We start from the raw sequence: 13,548 nt of genomic DNA on the forward strand, positions 1-13,548 counted from the left end.
CAGCCTCCCGGTGGCTACGACCCCGGCTACGGCCAGCCCGGTTACGGCCAGCCGCCGCAGGACCCGTACGGCCAGCCTCCCGGTGGCTACGACCCCGGCTACGCGGCTCCGCCGAGCCCTCCCGGCGGCTACCCGGCGCAGGCTCCGCCCCCGCAGTCGGACCCGTACGGCCAGCCGGCGCAGGACCCGTACGGCCAGCCCGGCTTCGGCGCGCCCGGCGCTCCCGGTGCACCGGCGGGCGCCCCGCCGCGGCCGCTGACGGCGTCGCTGCAGCTCGACGACGGCTCCAACCGGAACTACTCCCTGAAGCAGGGCAGCAACGTCGTGGGCCGCGGCCAGGACGCCGACTTCCGTCTCCCGGACACGGGTGTGTCGCGTCGCCACCTGGAGATCACGTGGGACGGCCAGAGCGCCACGCTCGCCGACATCGGCTCGACGAACGGCTCGACGGTCAACGGAACGCCGGTACAGACCTGGCAGCTGGCCGACGGTGACGTGATCCGCGTGGGTCACTCGTCGCTGGTGTTCCGGACCCAGGGCTGAGCGAATCCGGGTTTCGGCCGGGCCGGGGGCTGCGGAACCCGGATTTTTCGGCAATCCCGCATGGGCGCCGCGTGCTGGTCACGCATAATGGCGGCCATGTGGGGGCCTGCGGCGTGTTCGCCGTGGGGCGAGCGCGAAAAGGCGGGAGCTGACACAACAGGTGCCGGAGCTGGTCGTACAACTCACCAGAGCAGGATTTCTGCTCTTGCTGTGGCTGTTCGTGTTCGCCGCGCTGCGCGTGGTGCGTTCGGATCTCTACGCGGCGTCCGGTCTGCGGGTGAATCTCCCCAGTCTGCGCCGCGGCAAGGACAAGAAGCGTCCGCGCGCAGGCGGGCGCGGCGGCGGGAAGATGCCGCGGCAGCTCGTCGTCACGCAGGGTGCCCTGTCCGGCACGCGCATCGCACTCGACGGCAAGCCGATCCTGATCGGCCGTGCCGACGACTCCACGCTGGTGCTCGACGACGACTACGCGTCGACGCGCCACGCTCGTATCTCCCTGCGCGGAGACGAGTGGTATGTGGAAGACCTGGGCTCGACGAACGGCACCTACCTCGACCGGGCTAAGGTCACTGCACCCCTCCGAGTCCCGCTCGGCGTCCCCATCCGGATCGGCAAGACGGTGATCGAGCTTCGCCCATGACTCTCGTCCTTCGCTACGCGGCACGCAGTGACCGCGGCCTGGTGCGATCCAACAACCAGGACTCGGTATATGCCGGCCCCCGCCTGTTGGCGCTGGCCGACGGTATGGGCGGCCACGCCGCCGGTGAGGTGGCCAGCAAGGTCGTCATCGCGTCGTTGGCTCCGCTCGACGACGACGAACCCGGTGACGACCTGGTCAGCCAGCTCCGTGACGCCACCATCCAGGGCAATCAGGCCATCGCCGAGCTGGTGTCGAACGACCCCGAGCTCGACGGCATGGGTACGACGCTCACGGCGGCGTTGTTCTCGGGATCGAAGCTCGGCATGGTCCACGTCGGCGATTCGCGGGCGTACCTGCTGCGCGGCGGGCAGTTCTCGCAGATCACGCGCGACGACAGCTTCGTCAACGAGCTGATCGAGCAGGGGCGGATCACCGAGGAGGAGGCGGCGACGCATCCGCAGCGTTCGCTCCTGCTCAAGGCGCTGACGGGCAGCGAGGTCGAACCGAGCCTGACGGTGCGTGAGGCTCGTGCGGGCGACCGGTACCTGTTCTGTTCGGACGGACTGTCCGGCATGGTCAGCAGCGAGACGCTCGCCGAGGCCATGCAGATCCCGGACCCTCAGGAGTGCGCGGACCGGATGATCGAGCTGGCGCTCAAGGGCGGCGGTACGGACAACGTCACGGTCATCATCGCCGACGTCGTGGACGTCGACTACGGCGAGAACGCCCCGATCGTGGGCGGCGCCGCGGGTGACGGCACCGACGAGGGGCCGCAGGGCGACTCCCCCGCCGCGCGGGCGCGTGCGCTCACGGCTCCGCAGCAGACCTCCCAGGCGCAGCAGGCCGAAACGGGCCCGCCGCCGGAGGATCCGAAGGCGAAGCGGCGCAAACGCATCCGGCTGCTCGTCGGCATCGGGCTCGCGATCGTGCTGCTCGCGGCCGCTGCGATCACGACGCGGTACTTCGTCATGAGCCAGTACTACGTGGGTGTCGGCTCCAACGACGAGGTCGTCATCTACCAGGGCGTTCCCGGCAGCGTGCTCGGTCTGGACCTGCACGAGGAGGCCGAGGGGTCGTGTCCCCCGTCGTCGACACTGTGCGAGCCGCTGCGGCTGCAGGATCTGCAGCAGGAAGCGCAGTCGGCGGTGTCGAATTCGGTCAAGCGCGACGATCTCGCGTCCGCTCGCGAGTACATCGACACGCTGCGCCGCAACAACATGCTGGAGATCTGCGACGACCAGCAGGAGCAGCCGCAGGGCGGCGGCATCATCGGCGGCATCGGTGACGGCGAGCAGCAGCAGAACGACGGCGGCGACAACGGTGGCACCGGCGACTCGGGCGGTTCCGGTCAGGACCGGCAGAACCAGGACGACTCGGCTTCGGGCGAAGCCACCACGCAGGCGGAACAGGACCAGCAGCCGGGGGTGGACTGCCGTCCGGCGCCCGGCTCGGGCGGTAACTGATGGCCGCGGCCGCAGACAACCAGAGCGCGGTCGGGCAGCAGTACACCACGAACCCACCTCGTGAGCTGCCGAAACGCCGCGGCACGGAGCTGATGCTGCTGGCGTTCGCGGCGGTCATCGTGACGACGGCGTTCGTGTTGGTGCAGATCAACCAGGAACAGTCGCTGTCGTGGTCGATCCTCTGGTACGGCGCCGCCTACCTGGCGATCTTCAGTGCGGCGCACGTGGCGGTGCGGCACTGGGCGCCGTACGCGGATCCGCTGATCCTGCCGTGCGTGGCGCTGCTCAACGGGCTCGGGCTGGTGACGATCTACCGGCTCGACCTCGCGGAGGCCGAACGTGCGCGTTCCCTGGGCGAGGAGTTCTCGGGCAGCGCGCCGCGGCAGGTGCTGTACACGGTGGTGGCGCTGGCGCTGTTCCTGGCGGTGCTGCGCATCATCAAGGACCACCGCACGCTCACCAGCTACGCCTACACGGCAGGTCTGGCCGGCCTCGTCCTCCTGGCGCTGCCCGCGATGCTCCCGGCGTCGTTGTCGGAGGTCAACGGCGCGAAGGTGTGGCTGAAGCTGCCGGGCTTCTCGATCCAGCCGGGGGAGTTCGCCAAGATCCTGTTGATGATCTTCTTCGCGTCGTTCCTCGTCGCGAAGCGGGATCTGTTCATGACGGCGGGCAAACGGATCCTCGGCGTCGAACTGCCGCGTGCACGGGACCTGGGGCCGATCATCATCGCCGCCGTGGTGTGCCTGGGCATCCTCGTGTTCGAACGTGACCTCGGCACGGCGCTGCTGTTCTTCGGCATCACGCTGATGATGTTGTACGTCGCCACCGAGCGTGCGATCTGGGTCGTCGTCGGGCTGAGCATGTTCATGGTCGGCGCGTTCATCGCCTACCAGCTGTTCACCCACGTGCAGCAGCGTGTCACCAACTGGATCGACCCGCTGGCGACCTATGACGACCCGGGCGGCGGCTATCAGATCGCGCAGGGCCTGTTCGGGCTCGGCACCGGCGGCGTGTTCGGCACCGGACTCGGTGCGGGCAGGCCGGAGATGGTGCCCGAGGCCCACACCGACTTCATCAGTGCCGCGCTCGGCGAGGAGATCGGGTTCGTCGGACTGGCGGCGGTGCTGCTGGTGTACCTGTTGCTGGCGATGCGCGGGATGCGCAGCGCGCTCGCGGTGCGCGACACGTTCGGCAAACTGTTGGGCGGCGGCCTGTCGTTCGCGATCGTCATGCAGGTGTTCGTCATCATCGGCGGGGTCACGAAGCTCATCCCGATGACGGGTGTGACCACGCCGTTCCTGTCCGCGGGCGGGTCGTCGCTGCTCGCGAACTACATCCTGGTCGCGCTGTTGCTGCGGGTCTCGGACACGGCACGCAGACCGCAACAGCAGAAGCCGAGCGGTGAGGCGCCGCCGAAGCAGCTGGCGCCGATCGCCGAGGCGCACACGGTGATGGTCCAGCGCCCGCCGCAGACGCCTGCCGAGGGTGGCCCCGCGCTGTCGGCTCCTGCGGGTCACCAGGCGCCCGGGCAGCACAACCCCGGGCAGCACAACGTGGGCCAGTACGCAGCGGGCGCACAGCCGGGGCCGCAGACACCGGGCGGACAGCAGTCTCCGGGGCATTCCGCGCCGCAGGGAACGGGACGTCCGCCGGGACAGGCACAGCAGCCGGTCACGCCGCCGCAGGGGCAGTCGCCGGTCCCGCAGGGTCCGCAGCAGGCGTCCGAGGGGTCGGGGGCGGCGCCGGAGCAGCCCCAGGGACGGCAGGCTCCGCCGCAGGCCGCGCAACCCGTCTCGGACCGGCCGCCGCAGTCGGGCGGGTCACAGGGCGGCCCACAACAGGCGGAGCCGTCGGCCGGGGCCGAGGAGCCCGCCTGGCCGACCGAGGACAGCACCGACGAACCGAACCGGCCGAAGGGGGATGACGCGACGTGAACACTCCCCTGCGCAAGGTCGGCATGGTCATGCTGGCGATGCTGACCCTGTTGCTGGCCAACACCACGTACGTCCAGGTGATCCGGGGCGACGACTACGCATCCGACTCACGCAACTCGCGGGTGCTGTACGAGGAGTACTCCCGCGAACGGGGCAAGATCGTCTCCGACGAGGCCGGCCAGGTGCTGGCGGGCGTCGAACCGTCGAACGACAACTTCAACTTCCGGCGCACCTACCGCAACGGGCCGATGTACGCGCCCGTGACCGGCTACTACTCGATCATGTACGGCGCGGGCGGCATGGAGAACGCCGAGGACGACTTCCTCAACGGCTCCGATCCGCGACTGTTCGTGCGCAGGTTGTCGGACATGGTCACGGGCCGCGACCCTCGCGGCGGCAACGTGCGGCTGACGATCAAGCCCGCGGTGCAGAAGGCCGCGTACCAGGCGATGACGCAGAACGGCTACACCGGATCGGTCGTGGCGATGGACCCGAAGACCGGTCACATCCTCGGCATGGTGTCGACGCCGTCGTACGACCCGAACCGGCTGGCCTCCCACGACGGCGACGAGCAGCAGCAGGCGTGGCGGCAGTACAGCGAGGCCGACAGCAATCCGATGCTCAACCGGGCCGTGCGGGAGACGTATCCGCCCGGGTCGACGTTCAAGATCGTCACGACTGCCGCGGCGCTCGAGGACGGGATGGCTCCGGACGCGAGCGTCACCTCCGACTCCGAGGTCACGCTGCCGCACACGACCACGCAGCTGGAGAACTACGGCGGCGCCACGTGTCCCGGCAGCACGCTCAAGGACGCGCTGAAGTACTCGTGCAACACGGCGTTCGCGGAGATCGCGGGCGACCTCGGGGCCGAGAAGCTCCGCGCGACGGCGGCGAACTTCGGCATCGGTGAGGACGACCTGCGGATCCCGCTCGGTGTCGTGCCCTCGGGCCTCGGCGAGCTGGAGAGTCCGGCCGCGCTGTATCAGAGCGGCATCGGCCAGCGGGACGTGCGGCTGACGCCGTTGCAGGACGCGCTGCTCGCGGCGACGGTCGCCAACGACGGCATGGCGATGAAGCCGAACCTCGTCAAGGCGCGGCTGGCCCCGGACCTGTCGACCATCGAGGACATCGCTCCCGAGGAGCTGACCGGCGAACCGGCGATGTCGAGCGAGTCGGCCGAGGCACTGACGCAGATGATGATCCAGTCCGAGGAGAACACCGGCGGCGGTGGCAAGGACCCGGAGCTGAAGATCGCCTCGAAGACGGGTACCGCCGAGCACGGCGCCGACCCGAAGAACACGCCGCCGCACGCCTGGTACACGGCGTTCGCGCCGCACGACGACCCGAAGATCGCCGTCGCGGTGATCGTCGAATCGGGCGGTAACCGCGGACTGGCCGCCACCGGCGGCACGGTCGCCGCGGAGATCGCCAGGGCCACCATTTCCGCAGGGCTCGGGGGTGGCTAGATGCTGTCGACCGGGCAACTGATCGCGGAGCGCTACCGCCTCACCAGCCAGATCGCCGTCGGCGGGATGGGCGAGGTGTGGGAGGCCAGTGACACACGCCTGGACCGGCCTGTGGCGGTGAAGATCCTCAAGGCCGAGTTGTCCGGCAACGCCGAGTTCCTGCACCGGTTCCGCGCCGAGGCGAAGACGACCGCGTCGCTGAACCACCAGAACATCGCCGCGGTGCACGACTACGGCGAGACCGAGGCCGGCGAGTCGGCCATCGCGTTCCTGGTCATGGAGATGGTCGAGGGCGAGCCGCTCGCGGAGATCCTGCAGCGCGAGGGCCGGATCTCGGCCGAGCGCACACTCGACGTCCTCGAGCAGGCGGGACACGCGTTGCAGGCGGCGCACGAGCGTGGGCTGGTGCACCGCGACGTGAAGCCGGGCAACATCATGGTCACGACGGCGGGCGCGGTGAAGCTCACGGACTTCGGCATCGCGAAGGCCGCCGATTCGGCGCCCGTGACGCGCAACGGCATGGTGATGGGCACCGCCCACTACATCGCCCCGGAACAGGCGCTCGGCCAGGACGCCGAGCCGGGCAGCGACGTCTACTCGCTCGCGGTGTGCGGGTACGAGTGCCTCGCGGGTCGCAGGCCGTTCCTGTCGGAGAACGCGGTGACGGTGGCGATGATGCACATCCGCGACGCGCCGCCTCCGTTGCCGCCGGACGTACCACCCGCCGCACGCGCTGTGATCGAAGCCACACTCGTGAAGGATCCCCGGCAGCGCTACGCCACCGGTGGCGAGTTCGCGGCCGCGGTCGCCGCGGTGAAGGCGGGTCGGCCGCTGCCGATGCCGTCCGGGATGGCCGGCTACGGCGCGGCGACGGGGCAGCCCCCGCATGCCGGACAGCCGGGAAATCAGCCGCAGCCGAATACGGTGGGCCAGGGTTCGCACCCGTCGATGCAGCCGGTGTCACCGGTCTCCCCGGCGCAGAGTGGCGTCATGGGGTCCCACGGGGCCGCGTCCCACGGCATGACGCCGCCGGGCGTGGGCGCGCCGGGGGCTCACCAGCGACAGCGGCCCGCCGGGATGTGGATACTTCTCACGTTGGCCGCCGTGTTGGTCGTGGCAGTCGTCGCGACGCTGCTAATCGTGCTGCTCGGGCAGGATTCCGATCCGCCACCGGGGCAGGTCGGCAACCAGCCGCCACCGACCGGGGGTAACTGGTCGCAGGCGTCGGGCGACAACGGTGACGACGGGGTCATCGGCGCGGCCGGCGTGACCATCGCCGGTGAAACGAGAACCGGTTCCGACGGCACCGTCGGAGCCCTGGACGAGAACGCAGAAGGCATGACGGGCACACCGTGGACGAAGTGGGACGGCACCGAGCAATGAGCGCACCGAGAATGCTCTCCAACCGCTACGAGCTTGGCGACACGCTCGGCTACGGCGGTATGTCCGAGGTCCACCACGCCCACGACGTCCGGCTCGGCCGCGAGGTGGCCGTCAAGATCCTGCGCGCCGACCTCGCCCGTGACCCGCAGTTCCAGGAGCGGTTCCGTCGCGAGGCGCAGAACGCCGCCGCGCTGAACCACCCGGCCATCGTCGCCGTGTACGACACGGGTGAGGCCGACACCGAGTACGGCCCGCTGCCCTACATCGTCATGGAGTACGTCGAGGGCAGGACGCTGCGGGACATCGTCAAGACCGAGGGCCCGATGCCGGAGCAGCGGGCCATGGAGGTCATGGCGGACGTGTCGGCGGCGCTCGACTTCTCGCACCGCCACGGCATCGTGCACCGCGACGTCAAGCCCGCGAACGTGATGATCACGCGGGGCGGCGCCGTCAAGGTGATGGACTTCGGTATCGCCCGCGCCGTCCACGACGGCCAGGCCGCGATGACGCAGACGGCCGCCGTCATCGGCACGGCGCAGTACCTGTCGCCGGAGCAGGCGCGCGGCGAGCGGGTCGACGCCCGCAGCGACGTCTACGCGGCGGGTTGCGTGCTGTACGAGCTGGTCACGGGCGATCCGCCGTTCACGGGCGACTCGCCGGTGGCGGTGGCGTACCAGCACGTGCGGGAGGACCCGAAACCGCCGTCGGCGATGAACCCGGAGGTCTCGCCCGAGCTGGACGCCGTGGTGCTGAAGGCGCTCGCGAAGGGTGCCGACAACCGCTACCAGTCGGCCGCCGAGATGCGCTCCGACCTGGTGCGCACGCTCACCGGGCAGCGCCCGTCGGCGCCGATGGTGATGTCCGACGAGGAACGCACCCAGGTGATGGGCGCGCCTGCGGGCGAACCGGACGAGAACTACGACGACGCCGACTACGCCCAGCCGTACGACGACGAGGACGAGCGCAGACGCCGCCGCAAGAAGGGCTGGCTCATCGCGCTGCTGGTGCTGCTCGGCGTGGGTCTCGTGGCGTTCGCCGCGTGGCTGGCGGGCGTGTTCGACAGCAATTCGACGACCGAACGGGCCGTGCCCGACGTCGTGGGGCAGCAGACCCAGGTGGCGACCGAGCGGCTCAACAACGCCGGCTTCACCAACGTGCAGCAGGAAGAGGTCATCTGCCGCGCCCAGGCCGCCCCGAACGATCCGAACGCGTGCACGCCGGATCAGCGGGGCACGGTGCTGGCCGTGTCGCCGTCCGCCGGTACGCGGATGGACGTGACGAAGCAGCTGACGCTGCAGGTGGGTGTCAAGCCGTCGCAGGTGCGGGTGCCCGACCTGCAGGGCCTGGACCAGGGCGAGGCCGAGCAGGCGTTGAAGGACGCCGGGTTGTCGCTCGACCAGGACGTCAGCTACGAGGAGGTCGACGACTCGTCGGCCGTGGACACGGTCATCGGCCAGAACCCGGCGGCCCACCACGAGGTCGAATCGGGCACGAGCGTCAAGATCACGCTGGGCAAGGCTCCGGAGAAGATCTCGGTCGAGAACATGCAGGGCAAGAAGTTCGCCGAGGCGAAGGCGCGGCTCGAGCAGCTCGGCTTCGCGGTCTCCCGCACGGACACCGACAGCGAGCAGCCCCAGGGCACGGTGATCAATCAGACGCCGAACGCGGGCGAGTTCGAACGCGGCCACACGATCCAGCTGACGGTGTCCAACGGCGCCAACCAGCAGATGGACATGCCGGACCTGACCGGCATGACGTACCAGCAGGCCGTGCAGGCACTCAAGGACGCGGGTTGGAAGGGCGGCCAGCCGAGCCGGGTCGCCGATCCCGGTGCCGACGACGAGGAGGTCGGCAAGGTCACCAACAGCAGCCCGGCGCCCGGTGAGGCGATCACGAAGGGGCAGCCGGTGACGCTGTACATCGGCGCCGAGGAAGGCGAGTCCTCACCGCCGTCCAGTGGCGAGAACGGTGGCGGTGACGACGGCGGCGGGATCTTCGACCCGCCCGGCAACGGGCCCTGAACCACCCGCGACGAGCTGTGACGGCCGCGCCGCCCTGCCGGGTGGCGCGGCCGTCCTCGTGTGCGGGGTGTGGCGGCTGCGGAGCACAGGGTTCCGCTCGCCCGCACGAACGCTGCGGACGGACAGGCTCAGCGGCGGACGACGTGGTCCACCGCTACGGCGCCTCGCTCCAGGGGCTCTGCTCGGCGTCCGGTGTCAGGCGGCTGCCTGTTGGAGGGACCGGGTGGCCTGTTCGAGGCTGTCGACGGTCGCGGGCGCCGTGGGGTGGCCCGCCGCGGCCATCCAGTTCGCGAGCATGCGGTGCCCGCCCTGGGTGAGCACCGACTCGGGGTGGAACTGGACGCCTTCGAGCGGCAACTCCCGGTGCCGCATGCCCATGACGACGCCGGACTCGGTACGGCCGGTGACCTCGAAGGCATCGGGGATCGTCTCGGGCAGCACGGTCAGCGAGTGGTAACGCGTGGCGGTGAACGGTACGGGCAGGCCCGCGAGCACGCCCATGCCGGCGTGCTGCACCCGGCTGGTCTTGCCGTGCAACAGTTCGGGCGCGCGGTCCACCGTGGCGCCCCAGGCGACGCCCAGGGCCTGGTGGCCGAGGCACACGCCGAGCATGGGCACGCCGTCGGCGGCGCACCGGTTGATCACGTCGACGCTGCGGCCTGCGCGCTCCGGATTTCCGGGGCCGGGCGAGACGAGCACGCCGTCGAACTGCGGCACCGTGTCGGGGTCGACGACGTCGTTGCGCCACACCTCGGGCTCGGCGCCGAGCTGCGCCAGGTACTGCACGAGGTTGTAGACGAAGCTGTCGTAGTTGTCGACGACCAGTACACGCATAACCGCAGGATACCGATCCGACAGGTGCGGACATGCTCCCAAGGGCACTTTGGTTGCATTGAGCGCCACCAAAGTGCCCCTGGGGGCGTTCGGACTACTGCACCGAGACGTCGTTGAACGGCAGCATCGGTTCGAGCCACGGGAAGACGACGAACATCAGCAGCGCGACGACGGCCGCCACGAGCACGAGCGCCTCGACCACGCGCAGGGCCACCGGTCCGGGCAGGTGGCGCCAGATCCAGCCGTACATGTCACGCCTCCCCGATCTCGGCCAGCAGGTCGTCGTAACCGGTGCCCTGGGCCTTCTTGTACTGGTTCGTCAGCACCCCGTGGATGATCATGCGCTCGGCGTCGGAGAACTGCGGGTGGCACGTGGTGAGCGTGAGCAGCGACGCCTGCGACGCCTTCGGCAGCGGGTTGCGCGCCTTGTACGGCACCGGCGAGACGGCGTCGCCGCGGCTCGGCAGCACGATGCGCCTGCCGAACGTCTCGTCGTAGGCGTGCTGCTTGTGCTGCAGCGGCGCGACGTTGGCGCACCGCTGCCGGGCGCCCTTGCCGTCGGCCCAGCCGTCGACCTCGCCGGTCATCGGCAGCACGCGGTAGACGTAGAAGCTGTCGCCGGTCTCGATGACCACCGGGTCGCACGAGTTCAGCAGGTCGAGGTCGTTGAACGGGGCGCCCTTGCCGACGCGGTGACCGGCGATGCCCATGTTGCCGGGTTGGCCCGACATGGCGGTGTCCTTGTAGTGCCCCGGTCCGATCTCCAGCGCCTCCGGGCCGACGCCCTCCTGGACGGTGAAGCTCCAGTCGACGCCGAACGTGGGGATGTACATGCGGGCGAACGCCTGGCCGTCGGCCGGGTCGATGTGGAGCTGCCGCTGGTCCTGGGGCGCGTCGCGCCACTCCTGTTCCAGCTGGGCGCTGGCCTCGTTCTGGAGTCTGCCGGACTTCCAGTTCGTGACGTACAGCTCGTAGACCACGAACAGCAACAGCACGAGACCGAGCGTGATGAGCAGTTCGCCGAAGCCGCGGACCGCGGCGCGCACCTTGCCGCCACGGGGACGCGGCGGTGCGGGCGGTCGGTCCGCGGTCCTCGCCGGTGGCGATTCCGCGCCTACCGCCGGGATCTGCGTGGTCTGCGGGTCCTCGTCGGACGTCGACAAGGGGGCTCCTCTCGCCCATGACTCCTGCCCGTGGTCGCGCGCGCCGGGTCTTCACGCGCTGCGTCGCCCCGTCACGGTGTGGCGGGCTTCCCTCGGGCTCCTCAGTACTGCTTCGGACGCCTGGGCGCTTACGTTAACGTGTCGTTGTGGCGGCGACTAAGGCGCCGACACGCGTTTCGATTCGCAGAGTACGAGGGACATCAATGCCCAAGTCCAAGGTCCGCAAGAAGACGGCGTACACCCCGCCGGCCGACCGGAAAACTCCGGTCAAGGTCGCGGCGGCCGGTCCGTCGCCGCTTCCTTACAAGATCGTCATGTTCGGGTTGATGCTGCTGGGCCTGCTCTGGCTGGTCGTCAACTACCTCGCGGGCGACAAGATCCCCTTCATGTTGGAGCTGGGCAACTGGAACTTCGCGATCGGGTTCGCCCTGATGATCAGTGGCCTGCTCATGACGATGAAATGGCGCTGAGCCGATCGGCGGAACGGCCCGGTTCCGCCGCAGGACACCGGATTACACCGGTGTGATTGATCCCCACTGTGGACGCCCCTGTGGATAACTCCACTCACAGTTGGTCGACGCATCCCGGGCTGGTGGCGATCGGCTGGGTGCTCGCCGTGGGGGCGGCTGCCGGCGCGCTGAGCGCCTCGGCAGCCGCCGACCGGCCCGGAACGGTGCTGTTCGGCCTCGGAGCGGTTGCGATGGCTCTGGCGGCCGCGTACGGCACATTCGTCCGGCCGCGGCTGACGGCCGACGACACGGGCCTGCGGATCCGCAGCCTCGGCGGCACCAGACAGCTGGCCTGGCACGAGGTCCGGATCCGCCTCGCGACGGTACGCAGGATGGGCCGCGACGCGACCGCCCTGGAGATCGAAGCGCTGTCGCCGGCAAGCCGTTCTCCCGGGACACCCGCGGACGGCACGGACCCTGACGACGACACCGATCCGGACGGCACCGGACTCGTGGTCCTGGGCTGGCTCGAACTGGGTGTCGACCCTCGCGACGTCCATGACGACCTGACGGCTCTGCAGGCCCGCGACCCCGGCACAGGGGAATCAGGCGCGGGCGAGGACCGCAGGGCCGGTGACTGACCGGCCACACGCAGCCGGGCGGGGCAGCGACGTCGGCGTCGCGGGTTCCCGACGTCAGACGTTGGTGCCCAGGCACAACCCCGGGTAGCTGCGGCAGATGTCGGCGGCGATCGTCGAGTCGCGGTAGATGATCAGCCCAATGCACGCGGCGACGAGCAGCCCCACCATCGTGGCCTGGTAGGCCGTGCGGTCCTTCTTCGGGCCGTACAGCATCGCCACCATCACCAGCGCGCCCGCGGCCAGTCCGCCGAGGTGACCGAGCAGCGAGATGTTCGGGATGGTCACGGTCAACACGAGGTTGATCGCGATGATGCCGATCGCGCCGCCGGGGTTGAGTTTCAGCCGCAGGACGGCGACGAGCAGCGCACCCATCAGGCCGTAGACGGCACCGGAGGCGCCCGCGGTTCCCGTGTTGAGGTCGCCGAGCAGGAAAACGGCCGTCGACCCGCCGAGGAGCGACACGAGGTAGAGCGCCAGGAACCGGACCTTGCCGAGCAGCAGCTCCAGGTCCTTGCCGAGGATCCACAGCGCGAGCATGTTCATCGCGAGGTGGAGCAGGCCGTAGTGCAGGAAGCCCGAGGTGAGCAGTCGGAGCCACTCGCCGTGGACGTGGATGCCCAGCGGCCACAGCGAACCGCCCTCGAGCAGCGCGGAGTTCTGGTTGTTCATCGGGTCGCCCGCCTGCGCGGCGGTGACGACGTAGAACAGCACGTTGACCGCGATCAGCAGCGGCGTGACGACGGCCTTCGACGACACGCGCGCCCCGGCGACCGTGCGGTCGCCGGGGCGGAGCGGCTGTGGTCGGCGCTGCTGGGCACGTGCGGCTTCGACACAGTCGATGCACTGGTACCCGACGGATGCTTCGCGCAGGCAGTCCGGGCAGGCCGGACGACCGCATCGCACGCAGCTCAAACCCGTCGGCTTGCTCGGATGCCACCAGCATCCGGGCTGGGCCCCGCCCTCGGCCCTGGCCGGTTCGTGGTCGGGCGGATAGGGAGGCTGAGTCACTGC

13 protein-coding genes are annotated in these 13,548 nt (G+C 70.0%); 9 read left to right on the forward strand and 4 right to left on the reverse strand.

Annotation, left to right across the window (positions count from 1 at the left end; all coding sequences use genetic code 11):
- The 7 genes from LY13_RS21780 to pknB form a co-directional block, all read left to right on the forward strand.
- The coding region (locus tag LY13_RS21780) for an FHA domain-containing protein (protein WP_253829807.1) at window positions 1–543 on the forward strand (543 nt) is incomplete at its 5' end.
- Between the two features lie 160 nt (window positions 544–703).
- A complete protein-coding gene (locus tag LY13_RS21785) occupies window positions 704–1,183 on the forward strand; it encodes an FHA domain-containing protein FhaB/FipA (protein ID WP_253829806.1) in 480 nt (159 codons plus the stop codon).
- Window positions 1,180–2,646: a PP2C family protein-serine/threonine phosphatase gene (locus tag LY13_RS21790; protein ID WP_253829804.1), complete on the forward strand. Its 1,467-nt coding sequence runs from the start codon at window positions 1,180–1,182 to the stop codon at window positions 2,644–2,646. Before LY13_RS21785 ends, LY13_RS21790 begins: the two co-directional genes overlap by 4 nt.
- The gene (locus tag LY13_RS21795) at window positions 2,646–4,580 is read left to right on the forward strand and encodes an FtsW/RodA/SpoVE family cell cycle protein (RefSeq protein ID WP_253829802.1); all 1,935 of its coding nucleotides are present in this window, start codon (window positions 2,646–2,648) and stop codon (window positions 4,578–4,580) included. The genes LY13_RS21790 and LY13_RS21795 overlap by 1 nt, the downstream gene beginning before the upstream one ends.
- The gene (locus LY13_RS21800) at window positions 4,577–6,046 is read left to right on the forward strand and encodes a peptidoglycan D,D-transpeptidase FtsI family protein (protein ID WP_253829800.1); all 1,470 of its coding nucleotides are present in this window, start codon (window positions 4,577–4,579) and stop codon (window positions 6,044–6,046) included. Before LY13_RS21795 ends, LY13_RS21800 begins: the two co-directional genes overlap by 4 nt.
- A complete protein-coding gene (locus tag LY13_RS21805) occupies window positions 6,047–7,429 on the forward strand; it encodes a serine/threonine-protein kinase (RefSeq protein ID WP_253829799.1) in 1,383 nt (460 codons plus the stop codon).
- On the forward strand, window positions 7,426–9,450 hold the full coding sequence (gene pknB / locus LY13_RS21810; RefSeq protein ID WP_253829797.1) for a Stk1 family PASTA domain-containing Ser/Thr kinase: 2,025 nt from the start codon (window positions 7,426–7,428) through the stop codon (window positions 9,448–9,450). The genes LY13_RS21805 and pknB overlap by 4 nt, the downstream gene beginning before the upstream one ends.
- Before the next feature lie 195 nt (window positions 9,451–9,645).
- On the opposite strand, the gene LY13_RS21815 is transcribed toward pknB, so the two are convergent.
- From LY13_RS21815 to LY13_RS21825, 3 genes are all read right to left on the reverse strand, one after another.
- A complete protein-coding gene (locus LY13_RS21815) occupies window positions 9,646–10,284 on the reverse strand; it encodes an aminodeoxychorismate/anthranilate synthase component II (protein WP_253829796.1) in 639 nt (212 codons plus the stop codon).
- 94 nt (window positions 10,285–10,378) lie between these two features.
- Window positions 10,379–10,534 carry a hypothetical protein gene (locus tag LY13_RS21820; RefSeq protein WP_253829795.1) on the reverse strand — a complete coding sequence of 52 codons (156 nt, stop codon included), beginning with the start codon at window positions 10,532–10,534 and terminating at the stop codon, window positions 10,379–10,381.
- Between the two features lies 1 nt (window position 10,535).
- Complete coding sequence (locus tag LY13_RS21825) at window positions 10,536–11,447, reverse strand: class E sortase (protein WP_253829794.1); 912 nt, start codon at window positions 11,445–11,447, stop codon at window positions 10,536–10,538.
- Window positions 11,448–11,650: 203 nt separating this feature from the next.
- On the opposite strand from LY13_RS21825, the gene crgA reads away from it, so the two are divergent.
- Together crgA and LY13_RS21835 are read left to right on the forward strand one after the other, a co-directional pair.
- The gene (gene crgA / locus LY13_RS21830) at window positions 11,651–11,917 is read left to right on the forward strand and encodes a cell division protein CrgA (protein WP_253829792.1); all 267 of its coding nucleotides are present in this window, start codon (window positions 11,651–11,653) and stop codon (window positions 11,915–11,917) included.
- Window positions 11,918–11,997: 80 nt separating this feature from the next.
- Window positions 11,998–12,537, forward strand: a complete 540-nt coding sequence (locus tag LY13_RS21835; protein ID WP_253829791.1) for a PH domain-containing protein — start codon at window positions 11,998–12,000, stop codon at window positions 12,535–12,537.
- Between the two features lie 54 nt (window positions 12,538–12,591).
- On the opposite strand, the gene LY13_RS21840 is transcribed toward LY13_RS21835, so the two are convergent.
- Window positions 12,592–13,545, reverse strand: coding sequence for a rhomboid family intramembrane serine protease (locus LY13_RS21840; protein ID WP_253829790.1), 954 nt, complete (start codon window positions 13,543–13,545; stop codon window positions 12,592–12,594).
- Between the last annotated feature and the right edge of the window lie 3 nt (window positions 13,546–13,548).

The organism is Prauserella aidingensis (genome assembly GCF_024171865.1).
In the GTDB taxonomy this organism is placed as follows: Bacteria; Actinomycetota; Actinomycetes; order Mycobacteriales; family Pseudonocardiaceae; genus Prauserella; species Prauserella aidingensis.